General features: G+C 40.4%; 12 protein-coding genes. 4 read left to right on the top strand and 8 right to left on the bottom strand.

What is annotated here, in order from left to right:
• Nucleotides 1–2: 2 nt before the first annotated feature.
• Together ACOQO5_RS03600 and ACOQO5_RS03595 are read right to left on the bottom strand one after the other, a co-directional pair.
• Entirely contained in the window at nt 3–134 is a 132-nt protein-coding gene (locus tag ACOQO5_RS03600) for a hypothetical protein (protein ID WP_420580312.1), read from the bottom strand.
• A 48-nt stretch (nt 135–182) separates the two neighbouring features.
• Nucleotides 183–755: a DNA-3-methyladenine glycosylase I gene (locus tag ACOQO5_RS03595; protein WP_420580311.1), complete on the bottom strand. Its 573-nt coding sequence runs from the start codon at nt 753–755 to the stop codon at nt 183–185.
• Nucleotides 756–849: 94 nt separating this feature from the next.
• On the opposite strand from ACOQO5_RS03595, the gene ACOQO5_RS03590 reads away from it, so the two are divergent.
• The 3 genes from ACOQO5_RS03590 (at nt 850) to ACOQO5_RS03580 (ending at nt 3,226) form a co-directional block, all read left to right on the top strand.
• Nucleotides 850–1,977 carry a hypothetical protein gene (locus ACOQO5_RS03590; protein WP_420580310.1) on the top strand — a complete coding sequence of 376 codons (1,128 nt, stop codon included), beginning with the start codon at nt 850–852 and terminating at the stop codon, nt 1,975–1,977.
• 145 nt (nt 1,978–2,122) lie between these two features.
• Nucleotides 2,123–2,656: a peroxiredoxin-like family protein gene (locus ACOQO5_RS03585; RefSeq protein WP_420580309.1), complete on the top strand. Its 534-nt coding sequence runs from the start codon at nt 2,123–2,125 to the stop codon at nt 2,654–2,656.
• A 12-nt stretch (nt 2,657–2,668) separates the two neighbouring features.
• Complete coding sequence (locus ACOQO5_RS03580) at nt 2,669–3,226, top strand: EF-hand domain-containing protein (RefSeq protein ID WP_420580308.1); 558 nt, start codon at nt 2,669–2,671, stop codon at nt 3,224–3,226.
• A gap of 1 nt (nt 3,227) precedes the next feature.
• Here ACOQO5_RS03580 and ACOQO5_RS03575 read toward each other — a convergent pair whose 3' ends face one another.
• From ACOQO5_RS03575 to tpiA, 4 genes are all read right to left on the bottom strand, one after another.
• Complete coding sequence (locus ACOQO5_RS03575) at nt 3,228–8,198, bottom strand: hypothetical protein (RefSeq protein WP_420580307.1); 4,971 nt, start codon at nt 8,196–8,198, stop codon at nt 3,228–3,230.
• Nucleotides 8,199–8,261: 63 nt separating this feature from the next.
• Nucleotides 8,262–9,095 carry a 50S ribosomal protein L11 methyltransferase gene (prmA, locus tag ACOQO5_RS03570; RefSeq protein WP_420580306.1) on the bottom strand — a complete coding sequence of 278 codons (834 nt, stop codon included), beginning with the start codon at nt 9,093–9,095 and terminating at the stop codon, nt 8,262–8,264.
• A complete protein-coding gene (locus ACOQO5_RS03565) occupies nt 9,096–9,434 on the bottom strand; it encodes a DUF6150 family protein (protein WP_420580305.1) in 339 nt (112 codons plus the stop codon).
• Between the two features lie 27 nt (nt 9,435–9,461).
• Entirely contained in the window at nt 9,462–10,217 is a 756-nt protein-coding gene (gene tpiA / locus ACOQO5_RS03560; RefSeq protein WP_420580304.1) for a triose-phosphate isomerase, read from the bottom strand.
• Between the two features lie 171 nt (nt 10,218–10,388).
• Between tpiA and ACOQO5_RS03555 the strand changes: the two genes are divergently transcribed.
• Nucleotides 10,389–12,173, top strand: a complete 1,785-nt coding sequence (locus ACOQO5_RS03555) for a glycoside hydrolase family 15 protein (RefSeq protein WP_420580303.1) — start codon at nt 10,389–10,391, stop codon at nt 12,171–12,173.
• 621 nt (nt 12,174–12,794) lie between these two features.
• Here ACOQO5_RS03555 and ACOQO5_RS03550 read toward each other — a convergent pair.
• Together ACOQO5_RS03550 and ACOQO5_RS03545 are read right to left on the bottom strand one after the other, a co-directional pair.
• A complete protein-coding gene (locus ACOQO5_RS03550; RefSeq protein WP_420580302.1) occupies nt 12,795–14,726 on the bottom strand; it encodes a tetratricopeptide repeat-containing sensor histidine kinase in 1,932 nt (643 codons plus the stop codon).
• A 4-nt stretch (nt 14,727–14,730) separates the two neighbouring features.
• Nucleotides 14,731–15,126 (bottom strand): hypothetical protein, encoded by a 396-nt coding sequence (locus ACOQO5_RS03545; protein WP_420580301.1) that lies wholly within the window; start codon nt 15,124–15,126, stop codon nt 14,731–14,733.
• Between the last annotated feature and the right edge of the window lie 149 nt (nt 15,127–15,275).

Below are 15,275 nucleotides of genomic sequence, written 5' to 3'. Positions count from 1 at the left end.
TATTAAGCCTCGTTTTCCTCTTTCTTATTTGTGTTTCTGAAGTCGATAAATGAGACGGCGGCAGCAAAACTTGCCAATACAATAACAATATTCACAAACAAATCAACTCCTGAAGTAACTGCTGGATTAAACATAATCTTAGTTCTTTTTAATTAACATGGCGAAGTTAAGTAAGAATACAATTAACTCAAAAGTTCCTTGTATCTATAGCAATCTGTGGTGTGATCGTTGATTAGACCGGTGGCTTGCATGTGGGCGTACATGATGGTACTCCCAACAAATTTGAATCCTCTTTTTTTTAGATCATTACTCAACTTGTCGGATTCAGGACTCGTAGCAGGAACTTGATTTTTAGTGGACCAATGACCAACAATAGTCTTGTCACCAACAAATGACCAAATGTATTTTGAAAAGGAGCCAAATTCTTTTTGAACCTCAATAAACCTGATCGCATTATTTACAGCTGCTCGAATTTTCTGCTGATTACGAATAATGCCAGGATTCGATATCAATGCTTGGATATCTTCTTCACTATAATTAGCTACTTTGTTGACATCGAAATTAGCGAATGCCGCTCGATACCCTTCTCTTTTTTTCAAAACAGTACTCCAACTGAGTCCGGCTTGTGAACTTTCTAAAATCAAAAATTCGAAATGCACTTGATCGTCATGGATAGGCACTCCCCATTCTTCATCGTGATATTGTTCATAGGCTTCAAAATGCCCTAAGGCCCACTCACATTTTGTTTTACTCATGTTGTTTAGATTATTTCAAATAAAAATACGGCGTTGTGCACCAATTTGGCTAATTTTCAACGTTCATTTTTCATTAGAAAAGTAAAATTGACCCTTGCAAACACGCACCAAATCTCTATTTGTTTCTCTGATTTTTTGTCTTACCTTAATTCCGTTAAGCGGTACATTAAACGCGCAGCCTAGCGGAGAAGATTGGTTGGACATGAAAAGTCTGGATATCCAACCTCATCTTCCTAAATATTTACTTTCAAGAAAATCAGTTGTTTTGGTATCTGTCCCTAGATCCAAAAACGACCCAAACCTTAGAGCTGACTGGAAACTCCTTTCTAGAACAGTGCACAAGGCATTCAAAAAAATGAAAATCGATGCGGTGGCCTATTACTACCTGGACGACATGTTTGCTAGCCCTGATGCCAATGAGTCTTTCGCCAAGGAAATGGAAAAACGCGAGATCAAATACATCATAGTACTTGAGCAATCTGCGTCCAATCTTGCAGGGGTAGAGTCGTATCGGATATCTATCAGCGGGTTTAATGACAAACCCTCATTTATCTCTGAAAGGCAGAAAGCTTGGCAGACCCAAGGGCCTGATTTAGAGGTGCTCTTAAGTGAAATGAGAAAGGATGTGATCCGAGCAGAAATGGAAAGGGAAAATTATCTGATCCCAGATATTCCAGAGTTCTTCACTGACGCCAAAATTCTCAAGGGCAAAAGAATACCTACTTATGCCATGGATCTAAAGGTGGATAAATTGGTAGTTCCCAGGTTTCAGAAATATATCATGGAAGATAGCTCGGCCCTTGATGCCGTTGCGTTGAGCAAAATAGCAGCATACAATGCTGAGGTTGAACGAAAGAATAAGAGGCTAGAAGAGATCATGCTAGATTATCCGTTGGGTTATGAATTTTCGGAAACTTCTTCGGATATTGATATTTACAATCAAGGACATCAATTTGTGTTGTTGATGATGCAAGGTTCAGGTAAGACCATTAAGGAAATGTTGAATTATGAAATTGAGCCTTATGAAACCGACTATGTGACAATTCGCGCGGGAAGTACACTTAATACTTTGCCAGTGGATGCAGTAGTTTATAAATATTATGTCAAGCATGTCTATACTCAAGATGCCTACTTGGGATCCCGATGGGATGCTGATTTGACTTGGGAACAGGCGCTTCAAAATTTTATCTTCCACATGAAGGATATTTTGAAAGTTCAATAGCTACCCTCAATGATTCAAATCATCTGAAAATTTGTTAATGAAGAGGATTAAAGGCTATATTAGCTTAATAAATAAGGCGTTACTGATAAGAATGAAATTTAATTGTGCCATACTAATATTTGTCTGTTTCCTATCCCTACCCTTGATGGCTCAGGAAGGACCTTTCCAACTCAGTGAAGGTGACAAAGCACTAAACTTTCAGGGCATAGACCAGAATGGAAAGTCATTTGAATTTTATGAAGCATTAGATAAAGGACCGGTAGTACTTATGTTTTACCGTGGCTTCTGGTGTCCACATTGCAACAAACAACTTTCGCAAATGGAAGACTCACTCAGCTTTATTACCGAAAAAGGGGGTATCGTGGTTGCAGTAACACCTGAAAAACCGGAAAGTATTGCTAAGACAGTAGATAAAACCGGTGCCTCATTCAAGATCATTCATGATAAAGACTTGTCCATCATGAACACTTATCACGTGGCTTTCAAGATGGAAGAGGTATTATTAAAAAAGTATAAAAAATGGGGGATTGACCTGGATGCAGCTAATGGAGACAATGGGCCGAATTTGCCTGTTCCTGCTACCTATATCATTGGCCAGGATAAAAAAATCATGTACGCATTCTTTGATCCCGACTATAAGAAACGAGCAACCGTAGGTAAAATCTTACAGAATCTATAAGTTTGAAGTATTATGCTAACACCACTACAAATAAAGAAACTCAGTCATTTTTTCAACATCCTAGATTTTGATAAAAATGGATCTATCGAAGCTGACGATTTTGAAGCAATCGGCGAGAACCTGGCCATCATTCGAGACATTGATTTAGATACTCCAGAGTATGAAGTTGTCATGGCAATGACGAATGGTATCTGGGATAAATTAACTCCATATGTTGAAAATGGTGAAGGAACAGAACAGCAGTGGTTACAGTTTATGACTGTTTTGTTAGACCCTAAAAACATTGAAACTTATAAACAGTACTTGAATAATTTTGTGACGACAATTTTCAAGATGTTTGACATCAATGATGATGGATACATTTCTCAAACGGAATATATTGATTTGTTTATTGGTATGCGGATTGAAGTTCGTTTTGCGCCAAAGGCATTTAGAAATTTAGACACGAACCAAGATGGTCGTTTGTCAAAAGAAGAAATGATTCGATCTGTGGATCAATTTATGAGAAGTGACAACCCCAATGCAGCAGGCAACTGGTTATTTGGTGGATGGGAAGAAAGCAAGGTTTAATTTAGAATCCATCATCTTCGTCCTCATCTAATTCTTCGAACGTATTATAATCTTCTTCTACAGGCTCCTCTTGTAGAGGGTCTGTTCCCTCTTCAATAGTCTCATAGCTGTCTTCTTCCAGATGGGTTTCTTCAGGGTATTCCAGACTATAGGCTTCATTGATTCCATAGTATCTGTTTCTAAAGTCATTCACGAACTTTAGTACTTCGAACTCATCACCTACAACGGTGGTATACTCACCCAATCCTGCACTGGAAACAGTCGAATTTTCACTTACGAAGTTATTGAAATCGGTATTGGAAGAAAACATCATCAATCGACCATGTTCATAACTGAAGAAGTACCAAGTAGAGGGTGCGATTTGTAGAAACAAATGAACGATATCATCTCCATCATCAGACTTCTTTATTTCTAAGAATCCATCTGAGAGCGCATTTATGTCTGTTTGCAAAATATGAGACAACCCTAATTTGGATGTGTTGTAAAAAGCTCGATGTCTGTGAGACCACGATAAGTTAACATTAGAAATAAATAGTGTTTTAGTGAGCTTTGGTGAGCTTTCCACTAAAGCCATGTACTCATTCATAGAGTTGTTTTCATAATTCTTTGTAGCAGGGTCGCCAATCATGTCTGCTAGCTTGTACATCACTTCTATGCTATTGCTATGTGCTACATCGGGACCAATTTGAGCTACAACATCTGTGATGTCATTAGTCATGGCAGTGATGACTGTAGGATGCAATTTCATGTTTAAAGCCAGCATGGCGTCCATGAAGTATGAATTGGAATCTGGTTTAGCAATTCCTATAGCTGTGGCTTCCATCGAAAACTCAGGAATATTTTTAATTAGATCGACGGACCCTTCAAATAGCAGCTGACGTGACTTATCATTATAAATAAAACTCCTTCCGGAATAAGATTCATTCGTTGTCTTCAAAGGATCTTCTATTCTGAACTCTGACAAAGAATCTGTATAAGTGAACAATCCTCCTGCTTTAAATATGTATTCATCAGCAGCACGAATTTTATCATGCACATAAGCCATGTAAACATCATACGTTACACTGTTGTACAATAGCCCAGCTACGATTGGCTGTCCTGTTGTCGTAGTGGCGGTATCTATATCTATGATTACTTCATCTTGCCCTTCTGGAACATTGTAGTTGATCCAATAGTCGAATTCGCCTAAACTGGTAATGTTTGGTCGTACTTGCCCTTCCATTTCCAAGTTTTTTCTGTCAGCGTACATCGTGACATCACCAGCAAAGAAAAACCCAGGTGATGGCTGAACCTTTTGCGACTCTAGTACTGTTCCGCCAGAAACGGTCATACTATCATATTCATTTCTTCCGACCTGAAACCCTTTGAGTTCAAAACTATCAAATTTGATCGCGAACGTATCTTGCGCAGCATTGACTAATTCGTAGGTGGCATAGCCTTCAAACTTCTTACTAGATATGATCGTGATATTACCGTCGAATAAATGGTGATAACCATTCAGTGTGTCTATTTTGAGTTTAGCATTTTCAAATGTCCTCAAAACGGCGTTTTCATAAATTGTGGTTTCATTATTATCGGGAGTGATCTCAGCATCAGCTACTTTGATATAAGGAATTCCCTGCACATTAAGCTCATATGTGTTGATGTCATAAATAGCGTTGGTAGCATTGAAAGCTAAAGAGTCCAATTCCTCACGTGTGGTATAGAAATAAGAAGACATGATATCTACTTCATCAGGTTTTACCATAGCGATACGGTCCGAATCCAAATACCATGTGGCTTCAGTTATAGATGTTTTCATTTGTGCATAGGGATAATCTATCGCGGCTACACCTTCCTGCTCAGGCCTTACAGTTGCTATGTTCTCGAACAAATCAAAATTGAGTGCAATGTCATCGCCTTTCATTGCTGGCTTTTCTGGGTTATCCGTAAGGATCTCAAACTCTGCATGTCTTCCGGAGTATTCGGTTTGACTAAAATGGAATTCGTCAGAAATAGATTTTGACCCTCGGGATAGCATAGTGCCGGACCCATAGACACCTCCTGCGGTTATGTTCGCCTTTCCATCCAAAGATGCAGTAGCATTATAAAATTGGAATGGCTCATTTCTATTGGCAATGTACATGCTGTCTTTAAGTGGTTTCCACAGCATTTTATAATCCGCTAATACAGCTTCTGGGTATGATGCCAAATCCATTTTACCTTCGCGAATGACTCCTTCCTGACCTACCGCAGAAACGGAATCCATGTAGAAAATAAAATCATCAGAATTCACAGTTGTGGTTCGATAATCGATGCGCCCATCAGCTCTTAATCCATCGGCAGATAATGTCAAACTATCATAAAGCACACCTTCTCCTTTGTATAAAGGATACCCTTCTGCTGGAATAATGTGTTCAAAACCTAAAGATCGATCGGGCATAATCACTAGATTTTCTTCAATTGGTGGAATAATTCCTCCTGTGATGAAAGTTCCTTTGAAAGCAATGCCATCTGGATCATCTCTATTGATACTATCCATTTCAAATGGAGGAACTACAAAGTAGATGGACTTGTCATAGGCTCCATCCAAAATACCTGGACTGTCGAAGTAGACGATAGCCTCGGAGTCTGATACAAAGAAAGGATATTGTGCAAAATTTCTTACCCCGGCCTTATTCTTGGGGTGGTTGATATACAAAGTGCCCGAGGTCTGCGTCAGATGATTGTTCAGTGACGTTTTTTCCTCATCTTCTCCGTCATGAAAATCGACCTGAATCCTCATCGAATCAATCACAGGCATTTCAATCAGGTACTCATCATAATTAAAGAAGAACTCTTTGCCTTGATAGCTGAAGTCTCCGGCATTTACACCTCCACTAAATTTCATGTTTTTGTCTTGAAGCAACGTGATCCTGGTGGAATCTGGTGTGATACGTACATCCTCGTCGGGCGTAACCACAATTTTACTCACTCCCTGAACTTCCATTTCTCCGGTTTCAAAATTCAATATTGCATTTGCACCTGGAGGGTTAAGAGAAGAAATCAGAATATTATCAAAATCTTTTTGACGGGTGTAGGCCATCACATAGTGGAAGGCCTTTCTCAGTACTTTGATTTGTAAATTTTCTTCATCAAACAGGATGTAATTGTTTTGCTTTAAGAAGATCATGGCCGATTGTGCTAGCTCAGGCTTAAGTCCAAAGTGTTCTTGCATTTCCAATAAATTGTACTCTGAACTTTGAACTAATCGAGCAAATTCTACAACTGCCCGCAAAGGATGAAATTCATACATACCTGTCATCTTTTTGTATCGAAGAGGATTGAAATATTCTTCTGATTCAAATAGAGCAGGCACTCGATTTTTGGCATTTAAAATTGAAATACTAACGCTGTCCGATTCGAGCATCCATTGAAGCAGATCAGCTTTGAATTCTAGTTTGAAGAATGAAGAGTAATAGTAGGTGTTTTTGTAAGCACCCCGATCTTTGAGCAATGTGAGTTTGGAAATGGCTTGATCATAATCAAAACGAACTACATGGTGGTAAATAGAGTCTTCACCGTGATGTAGCACAAAAGCAGCTTTGTTTGATAGAATAAGGGAGTCTTTAAAAATGTATTCTTCAGCTTCTACTTTGAAAGACCTTCCTTTGCCTGTTCCCTCTACTACAGAAGGGTTTTTTGAAACCGAAGTGCCAAATTTTCTTGCCCCTTTCATGGCAAATCCACCCTTGTATTTAAGATGGTCGTCCGGAAGATTCAACTCCAAATCTGAGTAATGAGAAATGAATTGCGGGAACAATTTTTCTTCATGTTCCAGCCGCTTTCCGCTTTTGAATGAGAAAGCTCCAGGTGCTTCCCCGCTGAACAATGCTGGATACTTCAATTTTGCTCTAGATGTCTTTATCCTTGGTAATCTCACATTGAATGAATAGCCTTCCAAACTGACCACAGCTCCATCAGTACCTCGCAAGTCATCAGGCCAATCTACCTCCCCGGACTTGCCTACAAAAACCTGATCTTTTATAAGAAAAGTACCTGATGCATTGGTAATGGACAATGTGTCGTACGGAGTAGAGATTTTAAAATCAATCCCAGTTAATTCCAATGCTGGGCCAGCCAGTATGGGGTCTACGTCATTGTTTTGCATTTCGGCTACGTGATCTACTTTTTCAAGAGAAAAAGTTTGACGCTCTAGCACGAGTGGTTTTTTTTCTTCTTCGAAAGATTCCTCTGCAGCATCTTCACTTCCAAAACTATCCTCACTGCTGAAACTATCGTCATTGCCCCAACTGTCGTCGCTTCCCCATCCATCATCAGAGCCCCAGCTGTCATCGCTTCCCCATCCGTCGTCCGAAGCCCAGTCATCAGAACCGGTGTCTTCTTCCACATATTCTTCTTCCTGAGTATCTTCGATTTCTTCTTCAGAGATAAATTCTTCTTCCGTTATTTCTTCTGATTCTCCAGGTTCCGGCTCGGGCAATGTTTCCTCTAGGAGTACCACTTTGTATGAGCCACCCGTAGTAGATAACTTATTGTAATGAGAATGATAAAGTGCTCCTCTAGCAAAGAAGAAAGTGAGGGATTTGAAGAATTCTGAAACCTCGTCCTTGCCAAAGTGATCTACAGCGTAATGACAGATGTTTAAAATTTCAGACATCTGATCTGTACTGGTGTTTTCTTGCGTCAGCGCATATGTGATTAGGCTGAAGAAGTATTCGTGATATGGGCGAGTGCCAAATCTACGGTCTTCCATTTTGCGGCAAAGCTCAATGATTGAAGCCTTTTGATCGTCTGTGAGTTGCGAGGTCCATACATTTCGAAAATCGTAAGACACTTTTTCTGCAGGCTCAGTACCGATGCCCGAAATGTTACTCACTACATCTTCCACAAACTGATCTGGCTCAGATGAAAACCTGAAATATTGTGCTTGCGCTAATCCTGTATAAAGGGTAAAAAAAAGAAGAAAATATATACGCCTATGCCAGACCATTCAATGCTATTCTGAATCAACGGCTAAAGATAGTAAACCGATGGCGATATGCTAAGGGCTTTATCAGTATTTACTGAACATCAGCGCCGTCCAGTTATCTTTAATAACTGATTTTTCTAGCAAAAGATTATAAGTGTCTGTGCTATTTTTTATGTCTGGGATGTCTTCCTCATAGAAGCCACTTAGAAAAAGTTGTCCTCCTTTATCCAGTAGGTTGGTATAATAAGACATTTCATCTAACAACACATTTTTATTGATATTGGCAATGACCACATCATATTTCGGTTTGTTGAGTTGGAGGGTACTGATTGCACCTTTGTGGTAATCAATATTTCGAAGGTCGTTTAACTGAAAATTCTCCAGACCATTCTCCACGCACCATTGATCGATGTCAGTGGCTTCCACATAGGTAGCGCCAAGCTTTGCAGCCATGATGGCTAAAATTCCTGTGCCAGAACCCACGTCGAGTACGGACTTATTTGCAAAGTCACCATCGAGTTGAAGCTCCAACATGCCCTGTGTAGTTGCGTGGTGACCTGTGCCAAAAGACATTTTGGGAGTGATGACAATTTCGTGATCATAAGCATCCTCAGGTTCATGAAAAGTGGCTCTTACTCTACACCTACTATCGACAACAATAGGATCGTAGTTCTTTTCCCACTCTTCGTTCCAGTTTTCCTTTTCAATGGTTTCTACCTTGTATTCGATAGAGGCCAGGGACTTATACTTTTCCACCATTTCAGCTACGCCACGACTCGAATATCTCTCGGTAAGAATATAGGCGTCAATTCCTTTTTCAGTTTCTTCAAAAGTATCAAAGCCCATTTCTGCCAGTTCCGCCGTAAGGATGTCAGCGAATTCTTGGTTAGTTTGGAATATTATTTTGGTAAAGGTCATTTATCTATTGCAGCCGGCAAAGGAAGCATACTCGGTATAGTACACCGAAAAGTCCGCCATGTTTCTGTCTTTTTCAAAGTATATGTAAACATCAGCAAAATCTCGGTCATCCACAAAAGACCAGTGACCTACCTCATCGGCAAACAAAGAATTTTCTTCTTCGAACACGATGATGTCTGCAAAAGCTTCCGATTCATCCTCATATACTCGAAAGTGAGCAAAACGAGGGTGAGGTTCGATATATATCTTACCATAGATGTCACAAGGGTCAATTTGGGATTTCAAGGTAGGGGTACTACCCCAGCTCCATATTAACAGCGAAATTATAAATGAAATCATAACGGGAAAATGTTGCTTAATTCACTTTTAGAATGAGTTGACGATGGCTAAGAAGTCATCTGCATTCAGAGATGCTCCGCCGATGAGTCCGCCATCTACATCTGCACCTTCAAAAATTTCTTTGGCATTTGAAGGCTTACAGCTACCACCATATAAGATCGGGCATGCATCGGCAGCTTCTTGTCCAAATTTGCTGGCTAAGTGGCTCCTTAGTTCTGCATGCATTTCTTGTGCTTGTGCCGAAGTCGCCGTCTTACCTGTACCAATTGCCCAAATTGGTTCGTAAGCAATTACAATTTTAGCAAAGTCTTCTGCCGACAGGTGAAACAAGCTTTCAGTCAATTGCTGTTTTACGTAGTCATATTGTGTATCTGCCTCTCTGATTTCCAAAGGCTCTCCACAGCAGAAGATAGGCGTCAATCCATTGGCCAAAGCCAAATCCAATTTTGCCGCCAGTTGTGCGTTGGTTTCATTGAAATATTCTCTTCTTTCGCTATGACCCAGGATCACATAGTTGACGCCAGTAGATTTGATCATCTCTGCAGAAGTTTCGCCTGTGTATGCTCCTGATGCTTTGTCGCTACAGTTTTGTGCAGCTACTTCTATTCCTTTCTTTCCAACAACAGATTCTGCTAAAGATGTAAGATGAATAAATGGAGTACCCAAAACGATTTGCGCTTCTTCGTTTCCAGTGGCTTTGTCCAGCACTTCTTGTGCTAGTTTTTTGCCCGCCGCCAAGTCATTGTTCATCTTCCAGTTTCCCGCTACTATTTTCTTTCTCATTGTGTGTTTATTAATAAATGTGAATTTTCGCTGAACAAAGTTGCAATAATTATGGCATTAATTGATAATATTTCATCATTTTAGCGTATTGATTGAATTGGCCAGAATAATATTCAATCTCTACAACGCACGATCCAAAACAATTTTCTTGAATCCTTAATTTCTGATCCAATGGAAAAAAGACATACCTATGACTATGGTGTAATCGGCAATTGTGCATATACCGCTCATATCAAAACAGATACCAATATCGCTTGGATGTGCTGGCCTAGATTCGATAGCAGTTTCATTTTCGGCAATTTACTGGATGACGAAAAAGGAGGTGAGTTTTCGGCCTTGCCAGCTGAAGGTAATTATGATTCGAAACAGTATTACCTCGAAAACACCAATGTGTTGGTCACAGAAATCGCCTGTGCCACAGGGAAATATAGAGTGACGGATTTTGCTCCAAGATATTTGCAACATGGGCGTAGCTATAAACCACTCATGCTTATTAGAAAAATCGAACCTATATCCGACCACCCCAATATTAGAGTGGTGTGCGATCCTGTGGGGGACTATGGCAATATCCGACCTGAAAGAAGCTTCGGTAGTAATCACATTCGCTACACTGGTTTAGAAGCTCAAGTTCGATTGACCACAAATATTTCTTTGAGTTATCTGATGAAGGATCAGGATTTTGTGTTGAACGAAACCAAATATCTGGTACTTACTTTTGGTCCCCCAATGGAATCAGATTTAAAGGAAACAGCACAGCTATTTCTGGATCGTACTGTAAACTACTGGCACAAATGGGTGAAAACGGCCAGCATTGCCAATTTCTACCAGAAAGCGGCGATTCGCTCTGCACTTGCGCTAAAGATTCATCAGTTTGAGGATACAGGTGCTATTGTGGCCGCTACTACCACCAGCTTGCCCGAGTCTCCAGGCTCCACCCGAAACTGGGACTATAGGTTTTGCTGGATGCGCGACACTTACTACACCCTCAATGCCTTCAATCATGCGGGTCACTTTGAGGAATTAGAAAAGTATTTTCATTACATCATGAATATCACCAGTGCAGAAAACGATAGGTATCAGCCGCTTTTTGGTATTGGTGGGGAAAAAGATTTAGTAGAGATAGAAACTAACCTTAAAGGTTATAAAGGAAACCAACCTGTACGAGTTGGGAATCAGGCCTATGAGCATATACAAAATGATGTATATGGTCAGGTCCTGCTTTCTCTGTTACCGCTTTACTATGATCAAAGAATTTTGTTTACCGAAAGGTACGATTCGGGAGATTTGATTCACAAAACGCTGGGTCTGATAGAAAAAACAATGGAGCAAACCGATGCGGGGCTTTGGGAATTTAGAAACCTGAGTCAGCACCACTGTTATACCTATTTGTTTCACTGGGCAGGCAGTATGGCTGCTGAGAAAATTGCCGTTGTCCTAAAGGATGAAAAGATGGGCAAATTGGCTCAGAAGCTAGGCAAAATTGCCAAAGGCAAGATTGAAGAATGTTACAGCCCTGCTAAAAAAGGGTACAGCCAGGCGATTGGTACGGACAGGATGGATGCGAGCTGTTTGCAGCTGATCAACATGGGCTATCTGGACAATAATTCAGATCGGGCTAAAGAGCATCTTAAGGCCATGGAGAAAGACCTGAAAGCATCTAATGGACTGTTCTATAGATACAAACATCAGGATGATTTCGGTGAGCCTGAAACTACTTTCTTGATCTGTGCTTTCTGGTACGTGGAGGCTTTGGCTTGTGTGGGTCGACTGGACGAGGCCATTGAATATTTCGACAATCTGGTGGGGTATTCTAACCATGTGGGCTTACTCAGTGAGGACGTCAATGAAAAGGACGGCAGTATGTGGGGTAACTTCCCGCAAGCCTATAGTCACGTAGGTCTATTGAATGCAGCACACCGAATTGCCAAAAAATTGGATAAGCCTGATTTTAGATAATGACGAGACAACATTTCCAAAGTTTTAAAATTTGGAAATGTTAATCTTCCGAAAACCTTCCTAGTCCTATTTTCTAAAGAGAAAATACTTGCAGCAACCCTGGTGATACGACAGCAATTTCTTCAGGCACGTCGTGGAACGGGGTCCGCAAAGGGTTGTTTTTGGGCAGATCGATTTTGCTGATTTTAGCCAACGGCCCAGGTTTGTGTCCTCACGAACCTTACTTCGATTATGGCTCGTGACTCACGAGCCATGGCGAGAGTGTGTTTTTGAGTAGCATGATTTTCCTGGCTTTAGCCATAGACAATTGATAATCCCCCTAGCCCCCTTTTACTAAGGGGGAAATTATTTGTCGCACTATTTGCTGCATCTGTTTCTTTGACAACTGCTATATTTTCTGTCAGATCGCACAACGGAGAGCGAAAACTCCCTCTTGGAGAAGAGGGTTGGGGAGATTGATGGCTATCCGCAGAGTACTTGTAGATAATCCCCTAAGAATATGTAAACAGCTCAAGTTCATGTCATCACGAATATTACTTTGATTATGCCTCGTGAAGACTCGAGTCATGGCGTGTGGTGATAATACGCTGAACAGAGGTCATCGTGAATGACGAAGTCATCTTATTCGATAACCAAAGGCAAATAAACTCTAAAAGTAGTGCCCGTTCCTTCCTCACTATCCACCTCGATCTTGCCTTTGTTGAGCTCTACAAACTCGTGTATGAGCGTAAGACCAAGACCCACACCTTTTTCACCACCCGTACCCCAGCGACTACGTTCGCCTTTGAAGTCGAAGAGGTGTTGCATCTTTTCTTTGGGTATGCCGATTCCAGAGTCTTTGACGGTCAGTACTGCCATATTCAGGTCGTAAGAAAGATCTAAATCTACTCGTCCGCCTTCAGGGGTAAATTTGATGGCATTGCTAAGCAAGTTTCTGATGATCGTAGAGACGCTGTTTTTGTCGGCGGTGATGGCTACTTTTTCTTTTACTTTTTTGGTCAACGAGATCTGTTTGGCAGTGGCCAAATTCTCCATGATTTTCAAATTAGAATTGCAAAGTTCATGGAGTTTGATTTCTTCAGGTTTGTAGGGCATTCGGCCTTGTTGGCTCATGGCCCATTCCAAGAGGTTATCTAATAGAGAAGAAACTTCCTTTGTGGAAGTATCTAGCATGGTACCTAGTTTGAGTAACGCGTCATAGTCCTTACTTTCTACCAATAATTGAATCAGCTGAGAGACCCCTTGAAAATTACTAATAGGACCACGAATATCATGAGAGATGATGGAGAAGAATTTGTCTTTGGTGCGATTGACATCTTCGAGCTGATCTCTTTGTGCAGCGATGACCCTTCGCCTTTGTCGCACGATTCTGACTGCACGAGCTTTAACGCGATATACCTTAAGAAGTGCATACGTTAGGCATAGGACCAACACCAAAACTACAATCACGCTCCAAAGAACTATTTGATTGTTTCTGGCTTGCTCATTGAGTAGATCTACTTCTGTTTGCTTGAGGTCTACCTCAGCTTGTTTCTGGGATACTTCATATTCTGTGCGGAGGTCAGCCATCTTGCGGATCACCTCTTCATTATTGATACTGTCGCGATAGGTGATGTACTGGCTTTGGTAATCGTAAGCTTTTCGATAGTCACCTTGAGTTTGGTAAAGTTCAGAAAGTTTGATGCTGGCGTCTCGGATTTGTTCTTTAAGGCCTTCCTCTTCACCGATAGAGAGGGCACTGTGGGCGTAGTTTAAAGCTCTTTTTAAGTCTCCTCTTTCGGCATAGATTTCGGCGAGAGAGGTTTGGTAAGCTGCAATTGGATAGAAGTCCTGAAATTTTTCTAATAACAAAATGGCTTCAGCGATTTGAGTTTCGGCCTTAAGAAATTCACCTCTTTTTGCATAAACGAGGCCAAGATTGCCATCAGCGTATGCCTTGTATTTTCTATTATTTACTATCGTATAGTATTGACTTGATGTTTGGAAGGCGATTTCTGCTGAATCCAATTTATCGACTATTCTGAATAGCTCACCTTTGTTCAGAATTGAGCTAGCTAACCTCAATGTGTCACGTTGATTTATGTAAATCGGGATACTTTTGTCGTAATATTTAAATGCCAAAGCATAATTGCCTTGTAGTCTGTAGACGCTTGCAATCGCATTGTACGAATTAGCTTCTAAAAGTGGAGAATTTAGTTGACTGGCAAATTCAAGACTTTCAAAGTGGCTTTTAAGAGCTTCGTTTAGATTTCCAGCTAGTTTATATGCATATCCTAAACCCAGCGTACTTTGCCTAAGCCATAAGAGATTATTCTTTTTTTTCGCTATTTCCTTGGCCTTTTTCGCACAGTTAATTCGAAATTTTGGGCTTGGGTGGCTTTTACAGATTTCTAATAAGACCTCAAAGTAAGAAGAATCGTTCTTTCTTTTTGACTCGTCAAGTCTGCTAATAATGCTGTCAGCGACCAATATTTGTTGACCTTGTGTTGAGAATGAAAGAAAAAGGCCTATAAGAACATAGGCCAATATCAATATTTTCTTTTTGTATTTCATTCGGCTATGGCCAAATTTCTACTTCTGGATCAAGAGTAAACGGACTGTTAGTGTTACCCACGACATTAAATTTTATAGCAAAAAATTCATTCTCTCCAGAGGTTCCTGAAGTTGTTCCTGTCCAACTATTTGAAGATGATGGAAGTGAGCTAAATACACCAGTGTCACCAGATTCATAGAAAAAACTATCAAATGAGACTTGAGCACCAATATTTTTGTTTTTGGGTTCTATTTTGAACTGCACAGTCTTCCCACTTGTAGTTCTAATATCAAAGGTTTCACTATCTCCCGGTGTGGTGTCATGATCTCCATTGTCATCTGTGAGTACTACAGTGGTTTTTAGGTTGCTGGGTGTGATGTTTTCGGTATCTACCGTCACCACTACGTTGATATCTGCCATAAGTAATATGGTTAAGTGTTAATAAAGTTAAAAATAAAATTAATTGAGAACAGGTGGAACTCTAATATTAATCAAAGTGGAGGAGAAACACACACACTCCGCTTTGATGAAATTATGAATTAATACAAGTCTTGCTTCAGTACAATTGG

Source organism: Reichenbachiella sp. (genome assembly GCF_965223055.1).
GTDB lineage: Bacteria > Bacteroidota > Bacteroidia > Cytophagales > Cyclobacteriaceae > Reichenbachiella.
The sequence above is the reverse complement of the archived record's forward strand: the minus strand, read 5'-3'. Positions and strand labels throughout refer to the sequence as shown.